Below are 16,643 nucleotides of genomic sequence, written 5' to 3'. Positions count from 1 at the left end.
GATGGGTCCGCAGGACGGGGGCGGGCGTGCCATGCGCTAGACTCAAAATTCACAATATCAGTGCATAGCCGTTTCCATGACTCAAAAATACTTTGGTACCGATGGCATTCGCGGCGCCGTCGGGCAGTTCCCCATCACCGCTGACTTCGCATTGCGTCTGGCGCATGCCGTCGGTCGGGTATTGAAACAGGCCGAAGAGCGCCCCACGGTGCTGATTGGCAAGGACACGCGCATTTCAGGCTACATGCTGGAGAGCGCCCTTGAGTCAGGCTTCAACTCTGCGGGGGTGGATGTGGTGCTGCTGGGGCCGATACCTACACCGGGTGTGGCTTACCTGACCAGGGCGCAGCGGGCCAGCCTGGGGGTGGTCATCAGTGCCAGCCACAACGCGTATCCCGACAACGGCATCAAATTCTTCAGCGCCCAGGGTACCAAGCTGCCGGATGCCTGGGAACTGGCCGTGGAAGCCGCACTGGATGAGCCCCCCAAGTGGGCTGATTCGGCCTCCCTGGGCAAGGCCCGCCGCCTGGACGATGCGGCAGGCCGGTACATCGAGTTCTGCAAGAGCACGGTCCCGCACGCGCTGTCCTTGCGAGGCCTCAAGATCGTGGTGGATGCCGCCCATGGTGCCGCCTACCAGGTGGCTCCCAAGGTGTTCCATGAACTCGGCGCCGAAGTGCTGACCATAGGCTGTGCGCCGGATGGTCTCAATATCAACCACGAAGTGGGGGCCACCCATCCCGATGCACTGGTACGGGCGGTGCGCGCCAACCATGCGGACTATGGCATCGCGCTCGATGGAGATGCCGACCGGCTGCAGATGGTGGACGCGGCGGGACGTTTGTACAACGGGGATGAGTTGCTGTACCTCATGGCGGTCGATCGCATGGGGCGCGATGAGCATGTGCCTGGCGTGGTGGGCACCGTGATGACCAACATGGCCGTCGAGGTTGCTCTGCACGCCCGCGGCGTGAAGTTGGTGCGGGCGCGCGTGGGCGACCGCTACGTACTGGAAGAATTGGCACGCCACCACTGGGTGTTGGGTGGCGAGAGCTCGGGCCACCTGTTGGCGCTGGACCGCCATACGACGGGCGACGGCATTGTCAGTGCCTTGCAGGTGCTGCAGGCATGCGTGCGCAATGGGAAAACCATGGCACACATGCTGTCTGACGTGGTGCTTTACCCCCAGGTGCTCTTGAATGTTCGCCTGGCGCCGGGGCAGGATTGGAAGTCCAACAAATTGCTTGCACAGACCACCCAGGCTGTTGAGCAGGAGTTGGGTTCCACCGGGCGCGTCCTGATCCGCGCCAGCGGCACGGAGCCCCTGCTGCGGGTGATGGTGGAGGCGCGTGATGCGCAAATGGCCAGTCGCTGCGCACAGGCGCTGGCCGATGCGGCGCGCGCGGGCTGAATTTTTTGTGCCCAAAGGACAGGGAGGCGCCGGAGCGTTTCCCTGAGCGCTCAGATCGTGAACACGTACTAAGGGCCAGTGCGAGAAATCAGGAACAGGGAGCTCCGGCATTTCGCTCGCGCTCTTGATGGCGCAGCTGAGCCTATGGCAAGTGTTGGGTGGTTGCAAGGCCATCCCTGGTCGCCGACACCGTCTCGTTGACGGCGGCTGCCCGGTGCCGCCATTGTTTTGCGGGCAATGCGTCATGCAATCGACATGACAACGACATGGCGTTGTCACAGGAAGCTTTCACACTGCTTTGCGAGGAAGCGGTGCCCGAATGGGTAGCCACTTCCGGAGAAAGCCATTTTCCTGCCCCTCGGAGACGTTCCATGAATGAGTTGACCAACCTGCCGCTGTTACCTGCTTCACAGCCAACCGGGGGGGCGCAGGCGCGCGCAGAGGGCAAAAGCAGCGTTGCCCCGTTGATGCAGGTGCAGGGCAATATTCAGGTGGGTTGGGCGCGGCACCTTGATGAAGTGCGTCAGGCGCAGCGACTGCGCTTCGATGTCTTTGCCGCAGAAATGGGCGCGCGGCTGGCAACGACCCTGCCGGGCCACGATGTGGATCTGTTTGACGACTACTGCGAGCATCTTTTGGTGCGCGATGTGCCAAGCCAGCAGGTGATCGGAACCTACCGGGTGCTCACCCCGGCACAGGCAAAGCGTGTGGGGGGAACCTACAGCGACAATGAATTTGATCTGACCCGCTTGCGCAGTTTGCGCCCCCGCATGGTTGAGCTGGGCCGCAGTTGCGTGCATCCGGACCATCGCCATGGGGGTGTCATTCTGGCCCTGTGGGGGGCGCTGGCGGACTTCATGGTGCGCAACCAGCTCGATACGATGATTGGCTGCGCCAGTATTCCGATGCTGCACAACGGCGTGGTGAGCGGCGATGCAGCCGCCAGCATCTGGCAGCAATTGCGCCAGACCCACATGGCACCCATTGATTTCCATGTGCGGCCCCGGTTGCCATTGCCGGTAGAGCAACTCGATGGCTCTCTGCTGATCGAGCCACCTGCCTTGATCAAGGGCTATCTGCGCCTGGGGGCCCGGGTTCTGGGGGCGCCGGCCTGGGATCCGGATTTCAATACGGCCGACCTGCCGATGCTGATGCGCATTGCCGATCTGCCCTCCCGCTATCGCAAGCACTTTCTGGGGGTCTGATGCGTACGGCGTTCGACGCCTTGGGACCGTGGGGTGCAGCCTTGGACATGGAGGGAGTCGCCAGCCATCCGGGTGACGTGCATGTGCCCGAGCCGCACCGTTTCCGGGCGGTGTTCATTTCCGATCTGCACCTCGGAACTCCGGGCTGCCAGGCAACGGCGCTGCTGGATTTTCTCAAGCACCATCCCAGCGAAACGCTTTATCTTGTGGGGGATATCGTGGACGGGTGGCAGTTGCGTCGCAGATGGTTTTGGCCGCAGGCCCACAACGATGTGGTCCAAAAACTGTTGCGCAGTGCCCGCAAGGGATGTCGCGTGGTGTTCGTGCCGGGCAATCATGATGAATTTGCCCGTGCGTTCGTCGGCCATTCGTTCGGCGGTATCGAAGTGGTTGCCGATGCCGTGCACCTGACGGCCGATGGCCGACAGCTTTGGGTCACCCATGGCGACTACTTTGACGGAGTTATCCAGTGTGCCAAGTGGCTGGCCTATCTGGGGGATAACCTCTATGAGTTCACTCTCAAGCTCAATCGGCACCTCAATTCGTTGCGTGCGCGCATGGGCTTGCCGTACTGGTCGTTGTCGGCCTATCTCAAGGGCAAGGTGAAAAAGGCGCTCAATTATGTGACGGACTTCGAGATCGCCGTTGCGGCAGAGGCGCGCCGGCGGGGGCACCATGGCGTGGTTTGCGGACATATCCACCGCGCAGAAATGCGGGAGATCGACGGCATTCTGTATTGCAACGATGGCGACTGGGTCGAGAGTCGTACCGCACTGGTGGAGCATCTGGACGGTCGATTGGAGTTGTTGCAATGGCCTGCGCGGCCCGCAGTGCCATCTGTAGCCCCGGTCTCGGAATTGGTTGCATGAAGATTGTTCTGGTGACGGATGCGTGGCATCCGCAGGTGAACGGGGTGGTGACGACTCTCATGGAGTTGGTGCAGCAACTGCAGGGGTTGGGGCACGAAGTCCATGTGATTCACCCAGGCCAGTTTCGTACCCGCCCTTGTCCCGGCTATTCGGGCATCGATCTCGCGGTTCGACCGGCAGCGTCTTTGGGGCGCGCCATGGACGCCATCAAACCGGACGCCATCCACCTCGCCACGGAGGGTCCTCTTGGATGGGCTGCCCGAGGCTATTGTCTGCGCCACAAGCTGGCTTTCACCACGGCATTTCACACGCGATTTCCTGAAATATTGAATGCAGCCTTGCGTGTTCCGCTGGCATGGGGCTATGCGTTGTTCCGGCACTTCCATCGTCCGTCCTCGGGAGTCATGGTGCCCACGCAAGGAGTCCTGCAAATGCTGGAGCGTCGTGGGTTTCGCAATTTGCGCCAGTGGACCCATGGTGTGGATACGCAGGCGTTCCCTTTCCAGGGGGAGGCTTCACCCAGTCCCCTGGTTGGCGCATTGGCCCATCCCGTGAGCCTGTATGTGGGTCGAATTTCGTACGAAAAGAACATTGAGTCCTTCCTGCAGATCAAGATGCCCGGCACCAAGATTGTGTGTGGCGTGGGCCCATTGGCGCAGCGGTTGAAGGAGCGTCATCCCGAGGTGCGGTGGATGGGTTTGCTGGATCGGCAATCCCTTGCGGCACTGTATGCCTGTGCCGACGTGTTCGTGTTTCCCAGCCGCTCAGAGACCTTTGGGCTGGTCATGCTGGAGGCCATGTCCTGCGGAACCCCCGTGGCGGCGTTTCCGGTGGATGGTCCGCTGGAAGTTCTGGGGGCTCTGGAGCCACAAGGTGTGCGGGGTGGTGTTTTGCATGACGACCTGCTCTCGGCATGCCAGGCTGCATTGGCTGTTCCGCGTCACGAGGCCCGTCGCAGGGCACTGGATTTCACCTGGGCCAATGCAACAAAACTTTTCGTTCAGCATCTGGTTCCCGCACGATCAGATGGATTGCTGCGCCTTATGTCTGTCATATAAAGCGTCACATGGATTGACACAAGATTGTCATATTCGTATTGAATACTGGGGAAGTCTGTACAACCCCTGATTGCGTGCCCATGTCTCCACTGTCCCCTGACGCTGTCGTGGCCTCATCGCGCGCCAAACTACCTGTCGTCGCAGCGGGTTCTGGCGCCGCAGTAATGCCGGATCGGCAGCCCGCAGCGCAGGCGAAGCAACTTCCTGTTGTGGACCTTCTGGACAGGGATCACAGCATTCTGGCCTTCAATGAGCGTGTGTTCGACTGGGCTGTCCGGACCGACGTGCCGCTGCTGGAGCGGCTGCGCTATCTTTGCATCGTGTCTTCCAATCTGGATGAGTTCTTCGAAGTGAGGGCCGCGCCGCACATCACCGCTGCCAAAAACGGTGAAACCAAGGGGCTTTACACCGAAGCATCCTTCGAAACTCTGTCAGCCCAGGCGCATGATCTTGTGGCGCGGCAATACGCTCTGTATAACGACTCGCTGGTTCCCGCTTTTGCGGCGCACGGCATTCGCATTGTTGCGCATGGTGAGCGGTCGGAAGCGCAGAAACGCTGGGTTCACGACTACTTCATGCGCGAGGTGCGACCGCTGCTCATTCCCGTGGGGCTGGATCCTGCCCATCCATTTCCGCAGGTTGCCAACAAATCCTTGAATTTCATCGTGCGGCTCAAGGGTCGCGATGCGTTTGGGCGGGAGAACGAAATTGCCATCGTCAAGGTCCCCCGCGCCTTGCCGCGGTTGATCCGCATGCCGGCCAGGGTTGCGCCCAAGGAGGCTTTGTTCGTCAGTCTCTCCAGCATCGTGCGTGCGCATTTGCACGACCTTTTCCCTGGGCGGGAGGTCACCGAGTTTTCGCAGTTCCGCGTGACCCGCCACTCCGATCTTGCACTGGACGAAGAAGATGTCCGCAACCTGAGAACAGCGCTGCGCCAGGGTTTGCAGCACCGCCATTATGGTCAGGCGGTTCGGCTGGAGGTGTCTTCCGGTTGTTCCGCGTTTCTTTCGGATTTTCTGCTGGAGCAGTTTGAATTGCCAGGCGCGGCCCTCTATCGCGTCAGTGGGCCTGTGAACCTGGTGCGCTTGACTCAGTTGGTGGATCTGGCCAACGATCCCGCGTTGCTGTTTTCCCCCTGGCGTTCTGCCTGGCCGCGGCAGATTCAGCCCGGTGTTTCCATTCTGGAGCAATTGCGGCACCGCGATATCCTGATGCACCAGCCGTTCGAGAGCTTTGACGGTTTGCTGGCCTTTCTGCGCGAGGCGGTCAATGACCCCCAGGTGCTGGTTATCAAGCAGACCATTTACCGCACCGGTTCAGACTCTGAGCTTATGGATCTGTTGACCGAGGCAGTGCGCCGCGGCAAGGAGGTCATGGCCGTGGTGGAACTCAAGGCGCGCTTTGACGAAGAAGCCAATATCAACTGGGCTGAAGCGCTGGAATCCATTGGTGCCCAGGTGGTTTACGGTGTGGTGGGGCTCAAGACACATGCCAAGATGCTGCTGGTCACCAGGCGGGAGGGGCGTCAGCTTCGTCGCTATGGTCATTTGTCCACGGGCAACTACAACATGCGCACCGCACGCCTGTACACCGACCTGAGCTATCTCACCGCGGACGAAGAAACCACCGCCGACATGGACGGGGTGTTCAACCATCTGGCCAGCCAGAATCGCCCACCCAAGTTGCGCAGGCTGCTGTTGGCGCCGTTTCACCTGCACCGCCGCATGCTGGAAAAAATTGAGCAGGTGGGGCTGGCAGCCAGCCGAGGGGAAGATGCGCGCATTGTGGCCAAAATGAACGCCCTGACGGACGAGGCATTGATCCGGGCGCTGATCCTTGCCGGGCAGCGCGGGGCTCGGATTGACCTCATTGTGCGGGGTGCCTGCATGCTGCCGGCCCAGTTGCCTGGAGTCACTGAAAATATCCGTGTGCGTTCGGTGATTGGCCGTTTTCTGGAGCACACACGGGTGTTTTATTTCCGCTCAGGCAGCCAGGAAGATTTGTACCTGTCCAGCGCCGACTGGATGAACCGCAACATGATGCGGCGGGTGGAGCTTGCCTGGCCCGTGACGGACCCGGTTTTGCGTCAGCAGATCGTGGACGAATGCCTGGTCGCCTATCTTCACGACGACAAGGACGCCTGGACGCTCAAGGCGGATGGAACCTATGAGCGTGCTAGCCAGCCTATCGCCGGCCGGGGGGCTCAGAATGCACTGATGGTGCGATACGGCGGCATGTCGGCTGCGGCTCGGCAGGATCAGGGAGCGGCGTGATGGACCTCATCCTCTGGCGTCACGCTGAAGCCGAGGAGGCGGCTGATGGTGTGGATGATGCGGCGCGTCCTCTTACACCGCGAGGCGAGAAGCAGGCGGCACGCATGGCCGCCTGGCTGGACCGGCAATTGCCGGAAGGTTTGAGGGTGCTCGCAAGCCCGGCTCGGCGTACGGAGCAGACGGCCAGGGCTTTGGGGCGCAAGTTCAAGATGCGTGCCGAGCTTCTGCCCGGGGGCAGCGTGCAGGATTTGCTGGAACTGGCCCAGTGGCCGCGTGCCCGTGGAACCGTGCTGATCATCGGGCATCAGCCTGTGCTCGGACAGGCGATTGCTCAATTGCTGGAAATGCAATCCTCCGAATGTACCGTGCGCAAGGGCGCCGTGTGGTGGCTTCGCCAGCGCCAAAGGCTGGACCATAGCCAGACCGTGCTCATGACAGTGCAGTCCCCGGAATTCCTCTGACCTGCGATCACCGGGCCATTCCGGTACTGCCCAGCTCACTTTCCTGGCTTGCGGACTGTTTTTGCCGAGGGCTTGGCGGCTGGAGTCTCCGCTTTGGGACGCCCCGTCTTGATGGACGGAACCGCTTGCAAGGCATTGCGCAGGGCTGCGTCCGACAGTCCTGCCAGCACCTTCAGGCCGGCGCGCAGCAATTCGCTTTTCTTGGCTGGCTGGGCGAGCAAGTTCGCGCGTTGCTTGAGTGTCTCGATGACAGCGTACTCGTCCTTGGGGATGGTGAAGCTGTCGCGAACCAGTTTGGGTTTTTTGGCGCGAACTTCCTTGGCTTGCAACGCGGGCGCAGGAGCCGGTGCTGCCTTGGCAGGAGCCGGTGTTGGCGAACGCTTGACGGGTTTGGCCGGTGCCTTTTTGGCAATTGTCTTGGGTGGACTCGTCGTTGATTTTTTTACGCCGGACGCTGTTGCCGTTGCCACTGTGCTCGCTGCTGCGGTTTTGGCGGCAGGTTGGGTGGGCGTTGTGTTGGCGCTTTGGCCTGGAGCGGTGCTGGAAGTGGTCATGGTGAATGAATGAATAAACGGTATAAACAGTTTATACCGTTTATTGCATCGCGTCACCCAAGACGGAGTTCCAGCTCCCAGGGCGTTTTTTGCCAGGCCACCAGCTCTTCCCGCAGCAGGTAGGCCGATTGGGGGTAGGCAGCCGACCATCCGGCCCGGGTGCTGACGGTGTGGCGCGTGCCCAGTGCGTGCAAGGACAGGCCTTCCACATCCGGGTCGCGTCGTGCATGGCAGAGCGCGACCGCCATGCGCAAACTCAACAATTGCAGGGCAAAGCCAGGGTCATTGATCAGGGCTGTCTCCAGCTTGCGGACTTTGCCCCGCTGCCCCAGCACCAGCGCACCGAGCCGGTGCAGTTCGGACACGGCAAACCCTGCCGCGTCGGTGTGATCCAGGATGTAGGCACCATGGCGGTGGTATTCGCTGTGAGAGATGATGCCGCCAATCTCATGCAGGCGAGCGGCCCATTGCAGCTTCCATGCGGCGCGCTCGCTGTTCTGGGGGGCCGCCTGGGTGAAGAGGTCGGATGCAACGCGTGCCACCCGTTCGGCCTGTGCTGCGTCCACCGAGAAACGCTGCATGAGGCCTTTCACCGTGGTGGTTCTCAAGTCGGTCTCGGGCTGCTCGCGGTCCAGCAGGTCGTAGAGTGCACCCTGGCGCAGCGCGCCCTGGGCCACTTGCATTTGCCGGATCTCGAGAAGATCAAAAACAGCCCGCAGCACGCTGATACCGCCGCCAATCACTGCCCGTCGATCGTCCTTGAGCCCCTCCAGGCGAACGCGATCTGCATGGTGTGCGCGCAGCAGGCGGTCATGCAGCCATTCCAGTCCTTCCAGGGTGATCAGCCCCTGCGGGCCACCTGCGGCAAAGAGGATGTCCCCTACCGCTCCAGCCGTACCCGAAGACCCATAAGCGATATCCCAGGTTTCCGGCCGGAATGTGCCAAGCGCCTCATCGAGCACCGCCTTGGCCGCGATTTCTGCGGCCATGAATGCCTGCCGTGTGAACTGGCCATTGGCAAAGTAGCGCGTGGACCATGCCACGCTGCCGACCCGGAACGACGCCACCGTGTGGGGGTTGAATTGCTGGCCGAGAATGAACTCCGTGGACCTGCCGCCAATGTCCACCACGAGCCGGCGTTCGTCCGATTGGGGAAGCAGGCGTGCAACCCCCTGGTAGATCAGTCGAGCTTCTTCGGGGCCTGACACCACATCAATGGGGTAGCCCAGAATTTCTCCACCGCGGATGAGGAAGCCTTCCCGGTTGCGGGCTTCGCGAAGGGTCTGGGTTGCCACGGCGCGCACTTGCGCGCGCTCAAATCCCGCCAGGCGCTCACCAAAGCGCGCCAGGCAATCCCAGCCACGCTGCATGGCTTCGGGGGTGAGATTGAAGTCTTCGTCAAGGCCATTGCCCAGGCGCACGGTTTCCTTGAGATATTCCATCCGTTGGATGTGACCGTGCTCGTAACGGCCGATTTCAAGGCGAAAGCTGTTCGATCCCAGATCGACAGCTGCGAGCATTGTTCCGTTGTGCATGTTTCTGCGCGTGATGCGCTTGATCTCCAGCGGGCAGCATAGCACCCGCGCCCCTTTTCTCGGACCTGTATCAACCGATGATGCGCCCGTCCTGCGTCAGCATGCTTTGCGTGACGTAGGCGTTTGAACGCTTGGTTCCTTGATAGGCAACGGTATACCCGCCCACATTGACGTCGGCGCGCCTTTGCAATGCCGAGAGCATGCTGGCGCGCGTCAATGGCCCTGAAATTCCGCCCAGGATTTCGGCGGTATAGCGCGCTGCAATGAACCCGGCCAGACCTTGCGGGGAGGGGGCCTCGTCAAAGAATCGGCTGAGCGCGGCACGGTATGCGCGCACCACGGGCAGGCTGGATGTGATCAATGGAACGGGCTGGGTGGCAATGATGGAGATACCTTTGGGCGTGCCTCCCATCTGGGCCAGCACCTGCAGGTTCACATCGGCCAGGGCCACGACAAAGCACTGGCGGCCTGCCGGGGCAATCAGCTTGCTGGTGAATGCATGCAGCTCTGGTGTTCCGCCCACGAACAAGATGATGGTCTGGGTTGGATTGATGAGCTGATTCGCTGCCGGACCTTCTGTGCCCGGAAGCGGCAATAGCTGTGCTTGCAGACCCAGGCTCTTCGCTGCCTGGAGAACATAGGCTTGGGATTGGTGTTGTACCTGTGCGGAAGCAAACACCACGCCGATCTGCTTTACGCCCAGGGATGCATGGGTCTGGATGGCATGCGCTATCTGAATCTGGTGGCCCGGGAACACCTCGAACACTGTCTCTGCCTCGTTGTCGGTGACGGCGTTGTGCAGCCACGGGGCCACGAGTGCCAGGGGGGATGCCGAACCCGCCGAAGTCTGCAGGGTCACAAGCCCGGCGGCTGCGGCATTGCCCACGCAACCAGACAGCGCTATGCACTCGGGTTGACGATGGGCGGCCTGCCATGCGGCCGCGAGGCCTTGGGGTGTGCCATCGGTCTCGATGGTGACGTGCCGCACGGTCCGTCCGCGCACCCCGCCGCGGGCGTTCAGGTCTTGCCAGGCAGATCGGGAGCCCACCAGAAAATCGCGGCTCACATCCTGCTGGCCGAAAGTCAGGTCAACAATCTGAGCCACCACCAGCGAGCGTTCTCCGTCGCTATTGCGAGAAGGGCTCACTGAGGAGGGCTGGGCCATTACTTCGCCTGCCATGACGGCACTGGCAGCAGCGGACCATTGAATCCAGTGTCGGCGATTCAGTGAAACCGCGGGAATGTCGGAGAAGTACATGGCCATTGATGGTCTGAGCGGTGCTTATTTCTTCGGCGGCATCAGCACGCGGTCCACCACATGCACCACGCCATTGGTGGCCGCGATGTCGGCTTGCTCCACCATGGCGTTTTCAACGGTCAGGAACGTGCCAGCGCGCGCCAGCGCGATGTTTGCGCCCTGCACGGTCTTGAAATTGCCTGGCTTCACTTCGGCAGAGGCCAGGCGCGATGGCACGATGTGGTAGCTGAGCACGGATTTCAGCAGCGCTTTGTCTTTCTTGAGTGCTTCCAGGGTCTTGGCGGGAACTGTCTTGAATGCCGCATCGGACGGTGCAAAAACAGTGTAAGGGCCTGCAGCCTTGAAGGTTTCCGTCAGGCCGGCTTCTGCAACCAGGGTGTTGAAAGTCTGCAACGAGGGTGTTTTGGCGACCGTGTCGGCCAGAGTCTGGGATGCTGGCGCGTGCGTGGCGCAGGCGCCCAAAGCGGTCACTGCCACCAGGGCGAGGGCAGATTGAAGTGCATGACGGCGAAACATGGAATTCTCCTGGAAGTAGATAGCCGACGCATGTCGGTCGCAGGAGACTACGCAACAGCCATGACAAAAATATGACGATTTGATTCAATGCTGCCCCGTGGGAACGGGAAAATAGGTGTGTGACAGGTATTGGTAAATGTCACGGTGTTGTCATATATGGCACCTAGAGTCGCGGCATCCCAACTTTTTCAACCCCAAAGGTATCTTCATGAAAATGTCCGTGATCCGAGTTCTGGTGGCTGGTGTGGCTTCTGCTGGCGCATTTTCTGGCGCCATGGCGCAGCAAGAGGTTACGGGCGCTGGCGCCACGTTTCCGGCGCCGCTGTATTCCAAGTGGGCTTCTGAGTACAACAAGGCCACAGGTGTCAAGGTCAACTACCAGTCGGTGGGCTCGGGTGCGGGTTTGCGCCAAATTGATGCCAAGACCGTGGCGTTTGGCGCTTCTGACATGCCCTTGAAGGACGAGGACCTGGAAAAGAAGGGGCTGGTGCAGTTCCCTACCGTGATTGGTGGCGTGGTGCCAGTGGTCAACATCAAAGGTATCAACCCCGGTCAGATCAAGCTGACGGGCCAGGTGCTGGGGGATATCTATCTGGGCAAGATCACCAATTGGAGCGACCCTGCCATCAAGGCGCTGAATCCTTCCGTGCCGCTGCCGGACGCCGCGATTGCGCCGGTGCGCCGCGCTGACGGTTCGGGCACCACCTTTGTTTTTACCAATTACCTCAGCAAGGTCAATCCCGAGTGGAAGGCCAAGGTGGGTGAGGGTACCGCCGTGAACTGGCCTGTGGGTGCGGGTGGCAAGGGCAACGAGGGCGTGGCCGCTTTTGTGGGCCGTCTGCCCAACTCCATTGGGTACGTGGAGTACGCCTACGTCAAGCAAAACAAGATGACTTACACGCTGCTGCAAAATGCAGCGGGCAAGTTTGCCTCGCCGGATGACGTGGGCTTCAAGGCCGCAGCTGCCGGCGCTGTCTGGCCCAAGAGCTTCTATCTGATTCTGACGAACCAGCCGGGCGATGCTACTTGGCCCATTACCAACCCCACTTTCATCCTGATGCACAAGGTGCAGGAGAAGCCTGCGGACGCCGCTACGGCTCTCAAGTTCTTCGAATGGACCTACAAGGCGGGTGACAAGACGGCCGCTGATCTGGACTACGTGCCCATGCCCGAGATCGTTAAGAGCAACATCCTGAAATCCTGGGGTGATATCAAGGACACCTCTGGCAAGGCTGTGTCGTTCAAGTAATCTGCGGGGCCGGCACCCTGCCGGCCTTTTGATTTAACCTTTCAAGGCTACCAACGTGTCTACTACGATGCCGGCTCGCCAGAGTTCGCCCTCAGAGGCGGCCTCTGGCATCAAGCGGAGCACGCCTCCACCCCGCAATCCGCTGATATCAGGCATGTTGGCTGACCGAATTTTTGGATGGCTCGCGCGTGGCGCGGCCATCCTCACGCTGTTGTTGCTGTTGGGCATCATGGCGTCGCTGGTGGCGGGTGCCTGGCCCTCCATTTCCCAATACGGCCTGAGTTTCCTCACCCGCAGCGTCTGGGATCCCGTTCAAAACGAGTACGGCGGCCTGGTCATGATCTATGGCACGCTGGCCACGTCGTTCATCGCGTTGCTGATTGCCGTGCCTGTGAGTTTTGGTATTGCCTTGTTCCTCACCGAGCTGTCTCCCGCCTGGCTGAAGCGGCCCCTGGGAACGGCGATCGAGTTGCTGGCCGCCGTGCCGTCGATTGTGTATGGCATGTGGGGGTTGATGGTTTTTGGCCCCATCCTCGCGCGTTTTGTGCAGCAGCCCTTGCAGTCCTTGTTTGCCGGTATTCCCTATCTGGGCGCGCTGGTCTCGGGTCCCCCGGTAGGCATTGGCATTTTGTCGGCGGGCATCATTTTGGCCATCATGATCATTCCTTTCATTGCTGCGGTGATGCGGGATGTTTTTGATGTCACGCCAGCACTCCTCAAGGAGTCGGCTTATGGTCTGGGCTCGACCACCTGGGAAGTGATGTGGAAGGTGGTGCTGCCCTATACCAAGACGGGCGTGCTGGGGGGTGTCATGCTGGGGCTGGGGCGTGCGCTGGGGGAAACCATGGCGGTAACGTTCGTCATCGGCAACATGAACCAGCTCGATTCCCTGTCGGTTTTCGAGGCCGCCAACAGCATCACGTCGGCCCTGGCGAATGAATTTGCAGAGGCTGGCGAAGGCCTGCACCAGGCGTCACTGATCTATCTGGGGCTGGTGCTCTTCTTCATCACCTTTGTGGTGCTGGCCTTGTCCAAGATCTTGCTGTCACGCCTTCAAAAGAACGAAGGAGCCCGCACATGACCACCTCGCAGCCTCTTATCTCGGCGGCCGATGTCGCGCAGGCGCGCCAGGCCCGCTACAACGGCCGCAAGCGCGTCAACCAGATTGCCCTGACCCTGTCGTTGGCCGCCATGGCATTTGGCTTGTTCTGGCTGGTATGGATCTTGTGGGAAACCGTGCGCCTCGGGGTCGGTGGGTTGAGCCTCACCCTGTTCACCGAAATGACGCCACCGCCCAACGAGGCGGGGGGCATCTCCAACGCCATTTTCGGTTCCCTGGTGATGGTGGTGCTGGCCACTTTCGTGGGAACCCCCATCGGTATCATGGCCGGGGTTTACCTGGCCGAGTACGACGTGCGCAGCTGGCTGGCATCCACGACACGCTTCGTGAACGACATTCTGCTGTCGGCACCCAGCATCGTGATCGGCCTTTTTGTTTATGCCGTGGTGGTGGTGCGTTTCAAGAGCTTTTCGGCCTACGCCGGGATTCTGGCCCTGGCATTGATCGTCATTCCGGTGGTCATCCGGACCACTGAAAACATGCTGATTCTGGTGCCGGCCAGCCTGCGCGAGGCGGCCTACGCCCTGGGCACACCCAAGTGGAGGGTGATCACCATGGTCACCCTGCGTGCGGCGCGGGCCGGCGTCATTACGGGGGTATTGCTGGCGGTGGCGCGCATTGCGGGTGAGACGGCGCCCTTGCTATTCACGGCGTTGAGCAACCAGTTCTGGAGCTCGGACTTGTCCAAACCCATGGCCAGTCTGCCCGTCACCATTTTCAAGTTCGCCATGAGTCCCTATGAAAACTGGCAGCAACTGGCCTGGGCGGGGGTGTTCCTGATCACACTGGCCGTTCTCGGACTCAATATCCTCGCGCGGGTTCTGACCCGGCAGAAATAAGCAAGGAAGACTTTCATGCCCTCCACTCTCCAAAAATCACAACCGGGCCCGTCGAAGATCACGGTCAGGGACCTGAACTTCTATTACGGCAAGTTCCACGCCCTCAAGGCCATCAATCTGGATATTCCGGAAAACAAGGTCACGGCCTTTATCGGACCGTCCGGTTGTGGCAAGTCCACGCTGTTGCGCACCTTCAATCGCATGTTCGAGCTGTATCCCGAGCAGCGTGCCGAAGGCCAGATCGTGCTGGATGGCGAAAACCTGCTGACCACCAAGCAGGACGTGGCGCTGATCCGGGCCAAGATCGGCATGGTGTTCCAGAAGCCAACGCCTTTTCCCATGTCCATCTACGACAACATCGCCTTTGGCGTGAAGCTGTTTGAAAGCCTCAGCGCCACGGACATGGATGACCGCGTGGAGTGGGCATTGCGCAAGGCGGCGCTGTGGAATGAGGTCAAGGACAAGCTCGGTCAGAGTGGTTCCAGTCTCTCGGGCGGGCAACAGCAGCGTCTTTGCATTGCGCGTGGCATTGCCATCAAGCCAGAGGTGCTGCTGCTGGACGAACCGTGCTCGGCCCTCGACCCGATCTCCACCGCCAAGATCGAGGAGTTGATTGCCGAACTGAAGGACGACTACACCGTGGTGATCGTCACGCACAACATGCAGCAGGCAGCGCGTTGCAGCGACTACACCGCCTACATGTATCTGGGGGATCTGGTGGAATTCGGTGAGACAGAACAGATGTTCTTCAAGCCCCAGCGCAAGGAAACCGAAGACTACATTACCGGCCGTTTTGGCTGAGGAGGCAAATTCATGGCTGACAAGCACCTTTCATCGCAGTTCGACAGCGAACTCAACGGCGTCTCTGCCCGCGTCATGGAATTGGGGGGGTTGGTGGAATCGCAGATTCGCCAGGCAATTTACGCGCTTTCACATTTCAGCCTCGAAGCGGTGGAGCAGGTGGCGTTGATAGAGCAGCGCGTGAATGCCATGGAGGTCGAGATTGACCACGAACTCGCGTCCATCATTGGCCGGCGCCAACCCACTGCCCGCGACTTGCGGTTGCTGCTCTCCATTTCCAAGGCCACCGCCAATCTGGAACGCGTGGGTGACGAGGCCAACAAGATGGCCCGCATGGTGAAGTCGATCATTGAGAGCGGTGCGGCCCGTTCACTGCCATCGAGCGACCTGCGCGTATCGGCCGACCTGGCCTCGGGCATGCTGCGCAAGGCGCTGGATGCCTTTGCGCGCCTGGACACCAAGGCGGCGCTGGCCATCCTCAAGGAGGACGACCTCATTGACAAAGAGTTCGATGGCTTTGTCCGCAAGCTCATCACCTACATGGTGGAAGATCCACGCACCATCTCCGCCAGCCTGGACCTGTTGTTCCTGGCCAAGGCGATCGAACGCATTGGCGATCATTCCAAGAATGTGGCCGAACTCGTCATCTACCTCGTCAAGGGCAAGGACGTGCGACACACGACGATGGATGAAATTGAATCCGCTGCGCTTTTGTGACCTATTGGCATTGACATGAAAAAGCTTCCTCGCGTATTGATTGTGGAAGATGAGCCGGCGATTGCCGAGCTGATTGCTGTCAATCTGCGCCACAACGGTTTTCAGCCCATCTGGTCCGAAGATGGTGATTCGGCCCAGCGTGAACTCGATGCTGTCCTCCCCGATGTCATCCTGCTCGACTGGATGCTGCCCGGTCAAAGCGGCCTCGTGCTGGCGCGCAAGTGGCGTGCAGACAGTCGGACCAAACCCATCCCCATCCTCATGCTGACCGCCCGGGGTGATGAACCCGACAAGGTGGCAGGGCTCGATGCGGGAGCGGACGACTACATCACCAAACCGTTTTCCACGCAGGAACTGCTGGCGCGCATCCGGGCGGTGCTGCGGCGCCGCGCGCCCGAGCAGGTGAGCGACAGCGTCACCATTGGCGATCTCGTGCTGGACGCGGGTACCTACCGGGTCACCTTCCAGGGGCAGCCGTTGAAGGTGGGGCCGACCGAGTTCAAGCTGCTGCATTTCTTCATGAAGCATTCGGAGCGCGTGCACAGCCGCTCACAACTGCTGGACAAGGTGTGGGGCGACCATGTGTTCATTGAAGAGCGAACCGTGGACGTGCATGTGAAGCGGCTGCGGGAGGCCCTGGGTGCGGCTGGCGTCATGGTGGAAACCGTGCGCGGCGCGGGCTACCGGCTCACCGCCCAGCCGCCCGCGCTGATGCAGGCCTGAATGTTTCAGTCCGGGGGCGGAGCGCCTTCGTGACCACCGAGAAAGTTGTGTAGT

General features: G+C 60.7%; 16 protein-coding genes. 12 read left to right on the top strand and 4 right to left on the bottom strand.

Annotation, left to right across the window (positions count from 1 at the left end):
- Nucleotides 1-76 precede the first annotated feature (76 nt).
- The 6 genes from glmM (at nt 77) to AC1Q5S_RS09005 (ending at nt 7,277) form a co-directional block, all read left to right on the top strand.
- Nucleotides 77-1,411 carry a phosphoglucosamine mutase gene (glmM, locus tag AC1Q5S_RS09030; RefSeq protein ID WP_492238685.1) on the top strand — a complete coding sequence of 445 codons (1,335 nt, stop codon included), beginning with the start codon at nt 77-79 and terminating at the stop codon, nt 1,409-1,411.
- A 467-nt stretch (nt 1,412-1,878) separates the two neighbouring features.
- Nucleotides 1,879-2,616, top strand: a complete 738-nt coding sequence (locus tag AC1Q5S_RS09025; protein ID WP_422204312.1) for a GNAT family N-acetyltransferase — start codon at nt 1,879-1,881, stop codon at nt 2,614-2,616.
- Nucleotides 2,617-2,663: 47 nt separating this feature from the next.
- Nucleotides 2,664-3,485 (top strand): UDP-2,3-diacylglucosamine diphosphatase, encoded by an 822-nt coding sequence (locus tag AC1Q5S_RS09020; protein ID WP_492238698.1) that lies wholly within the window; start codon nt 2,664-2,666, stop codon nt 3,483-3,485.
- Nucleotides 3,482-4,543: a glycosyltransferase family 4 protein gene (locus AC1Q5S_RS09015; protein WP_492238697.1), complete on the top strand. Its 1,062-nt coding sequence runs from the start codon at nt 3,482-3,484 to the stop codon at nt 4,541-4,543. Before AC1Q5S_RS09020 ends, AC1Q5S_RS09015 begins: the two co-directional genes overlap by 4 nt.
- A 164-nt stretch (nt 4,544-4,707) precedes the next feature.
- Nucleotides 4,708-6,816 (top strand): polyphosphate kinase 1, encoded by a 2,109-nt coding sequence (gene ppk1, locus AC1Q5S_RS09010; RefSeq protein ID WP_492238696.1) that lies wholly within the window; start codon nt 4,708-4,710, stop codon nt 6,814-6,816.
- Entirely contained in the window at nt 6,816-7,277 is a 462-nt protein-coding gene (locus tag AC1Q5S_RS09005; RefSeq protein WP_492238684.1) for a SixA phosphatase family protein, read from the top strand. Before ppk1 ends, AC1Q5S_RS09005 begins: the two co-directional genes overlap by 1 nt.
- Before the next feature lie 35 nt (nt 7,278-7,312).
- Here the strand turns inward: AC1Q5S_RS09005 and AC1Q5S_RS09000 are convergent, their stop codons facing one another.
- The 4 genes from AC1Q5S_RS09000 to AC1Q5S_RS08985 form a co-directional block, all read right to left on the bottom strand.
- Nucleotides 7,313-7,747: a hypothetical protein gene (locus AC1Q5S_RS09000; RefSeq protein WP_492238683.1), complete on the bottom strand. Its 435-nt coding sequence runs from the start codon at nt 7,745-7,747 to the stop codon at nt 7,313-7,315.
- 137 nt (nt 7,748-7,884) lie between these two features.
- Complete coding sequence (locus AC1Q5S_RS08995) at nt 7,885-9,366, bottom strand: Ppx/GppA phosphatase family protein (protein WP_492238682.1); 1,482 nt, start codon at nt 9,364-9,366, stop codon at nt 7,885-7,887.
- Nucleotides 9,367-9,436: 70 nt separating this feature from the next.
- Nucleotides 9,437-10,531: an ABC transporter substrate-binding protein gene (locus AC1Q5S_RS08990; protein WP_303833570.1), complete on the bottom strand. Its 1,095-nt coding sequence runs from the start codon at nt 10,529-10,531 to the stop codon at nt 9,437-9,439.
- Between the two features lie 117 nt (nt 10,532-10,648).
- Nucleotides 10,649-11,140, bottom strand: a complete 492-nt coding sequence (locus tag AC1Q5S_RS08985; protein WP_492238681.1) for a fasciclin domain-containing protein — start codon at nt 11,138-11,140, stop codon at nt 10,649-10,651.
- 208 nt (nt 11,141-11,348) lie between these two features.
- Between AC1Q5S_RS08985 and pstS the strand changes: the two genes are divergently transcribed.
- The 6 genes from pstS to phoB all read left to right on the top strand — a co-directional run bounded on the left by pstS (nt 11,349) and on the right by phoB (nt 16,589).
- On the top strand, nt 11,349-12,389 hold the full coding sequence (pstS, locus tag AC1Q5S_RS08980) for a phosphate ABC transporter substrate-binding protein PstS (RefSeq protein WP_303833572.1): 1,041 nt from the start codon (nt 11,349-11,351) through the stop codon (nt 12,387-12,389).
- A 154-nt stretch (nt 12,390-12,543) separates the two neighbouring features.
- Nucleotides 12,544-13,470 carry a phosphate ABC transporter permease PstC gene (gene pstC / locus AC1Q5S_RS08975; protein WP_422204273.1) on the top strand — a complete coding sequence of 309 codons (927 nt, stop codon included), beginning with the start codon at nt 12,544-12,546 and terminating at the stop codon, nt 13,468-13,470.
- Entirely contained in the window at nt 13,467-14,348 is an 882-nt protein-coding gene (pstA, locus tag AC1Q5S_RS08970; protein WP_303833573.1) for a phosphate ABC transporter permease PstA, read from the top strand. Before pstC ends, pstA begins: the two co-directional genes overlap by 4 nt.
- 15 nt (nt 14,349-14,363) lie before the next feature.
- Nucleotides 14,364-15,149 carry a phosphate ABC transporter ATP-binding protein PstB gene (gene pstB / locus AC1Q5S_RS08965; RefSeq protein ID WP_303833574.1) on the top strand — a complete coding sequence of 262 codons (786 nt, stop codon included), beginning with the start codon at nt 14,364-14,366 and terminating at the stop codon, nt 15,147-15,149.
- 12 nt (nt 15,150-15,161) lie between these two features.
- A complete protein-coding gene (phoU, locus tag AC1Q5S_RS08960) occupies nt 15,162-15,866 on the top strand; it encodes a phosphate signaling complex protein PhoU (protein WP_303833575.1) in 705 nt (234 codons plus the stop codon).
- 15 nt (nt 15,867-15,881) lie between these two features.
- The gene (gene phoB, locus AC1Q5S_RS08955; protein ID WP_303833576.1) at nt 15,882-16,589 is read left to right on the top strand and encodes a phosphate regulon transcriptional regulator PhoB; all 708 of its coding nucleotides are present in this window, start codon (nt 15,882-15,884) and stop codon (nt 16,587-16,589) included.
- The last annotated feature ends 54 nt before the right edge of the window (nt 16,590-16,643 follow it).

It is taken from the genome of Acidovorax sp. GW835-FHT14B10, assembly GCF_058793725.1.
The sequence above is the reverse complement of the archived record's forward strand: the minus strand, read 5'-3'. Positions and strand labels throughout refer to the sequence as shown.

Coding starts and splice junctions, on each gene's coding strand:
- glmM (WP_492238685.1), top strand. CDS start 77: ATGACTCAAAAATACTTTGGTACCGATGGCATTCGCGGCGCCGTCGGG.
- AC1Q5S_RS09025 (WP_422204312.1), top strand. CDS start 1,879: ATGCAGGTGCAGGGCAATATTCAGGTGGGTTGGGCGCGGCACCTTGAT.
- AC1Q5S_RS09020 (WP_492238698.1), top strand. CDS start 2,664: ATGGAGGGAGTCGCCAGCCATCCGGGTGACGTGCATGTGCCCGAGCCG.
- AC1Q5S_RS09015 (WP_492238697.1), top strand. CDS start 3,482: ATGAAGATTGTTCTGGTGACGGATGCGTGGCATCCGCAGGTGAACGGG.
- ppk1 (WP_492238696.1), top strand. CDS start 4,708: ATGCCGGATCGGCAGCCCGCAGCGCAGGCGAAGCAACTTCCTGTTGTG.
- AC1Q5S_RS09005 (WP_492238684.1), top strand. CDS start 6,816: ATGGACCTCATCCTCTGGCGTCACGCTGAAGCCGAGGAGGCGGCTGAT.
- AC1Q5S_RS08995 (WP_492238682.1), bottom strand. CDS start 9,366: ATGCACAACGGAACAATGCTCGCAGCTGTCGATCTGGGATCGAACAGC.
- AC1Q5S_RS08990 (WP_303833570.1), bottom strand. CDS start 10,531: ATGGCCCAGCCCTCCTCAGTGAGCCCTTCTCGCAATAGCGACGGAGAA.
- AC1Q5S_RS08985 (WP_492238681.1), bottom strand. CDS start 11,140: ATGTTTCGCCGTCATGCACTTCAATCTGCCCTCGCCCTGGTGGCAGTG.
- pstS (WP_303833572.1), top strand. CDS start 11,349: ATGAAAATGTCCGTGATCCGAGTTCTGGTGGCTGGTGTGGCTTCTGCT.
- pstC (WP_422204273.1), top strand. CDS start 12,544: ATGTTGGCTGACCGAATTTTTGGATGGCTCGCGCGTGGCGCGGCCATC.
- pstA (WP_303833573.1), top strand. CDS start 13,467: ATGACCACCTCGCAGCCTCTTATCTCGGCGGCCGATGTCGCGCAGGCG.
- pstB (WP_303833574.1), top strand. CDS start 14,364: ATGCCCTCCACTCTCCAAAAATCACAACCGGGCCCGTCGAAGATCACG.
- phoU (WP_303833575.1), top strand. CDS start 15,162: ATGGCTGACAAGCACCTTTCATCGCAGTTCGACAGCGAACTCAACGGC.
- phoB (WP_303833576.1), top strand. CDS start 15,882: ATGAAAAAGCTTCCTCGCGTATTGATTGTGGAAGATGAGCCGGCGATT.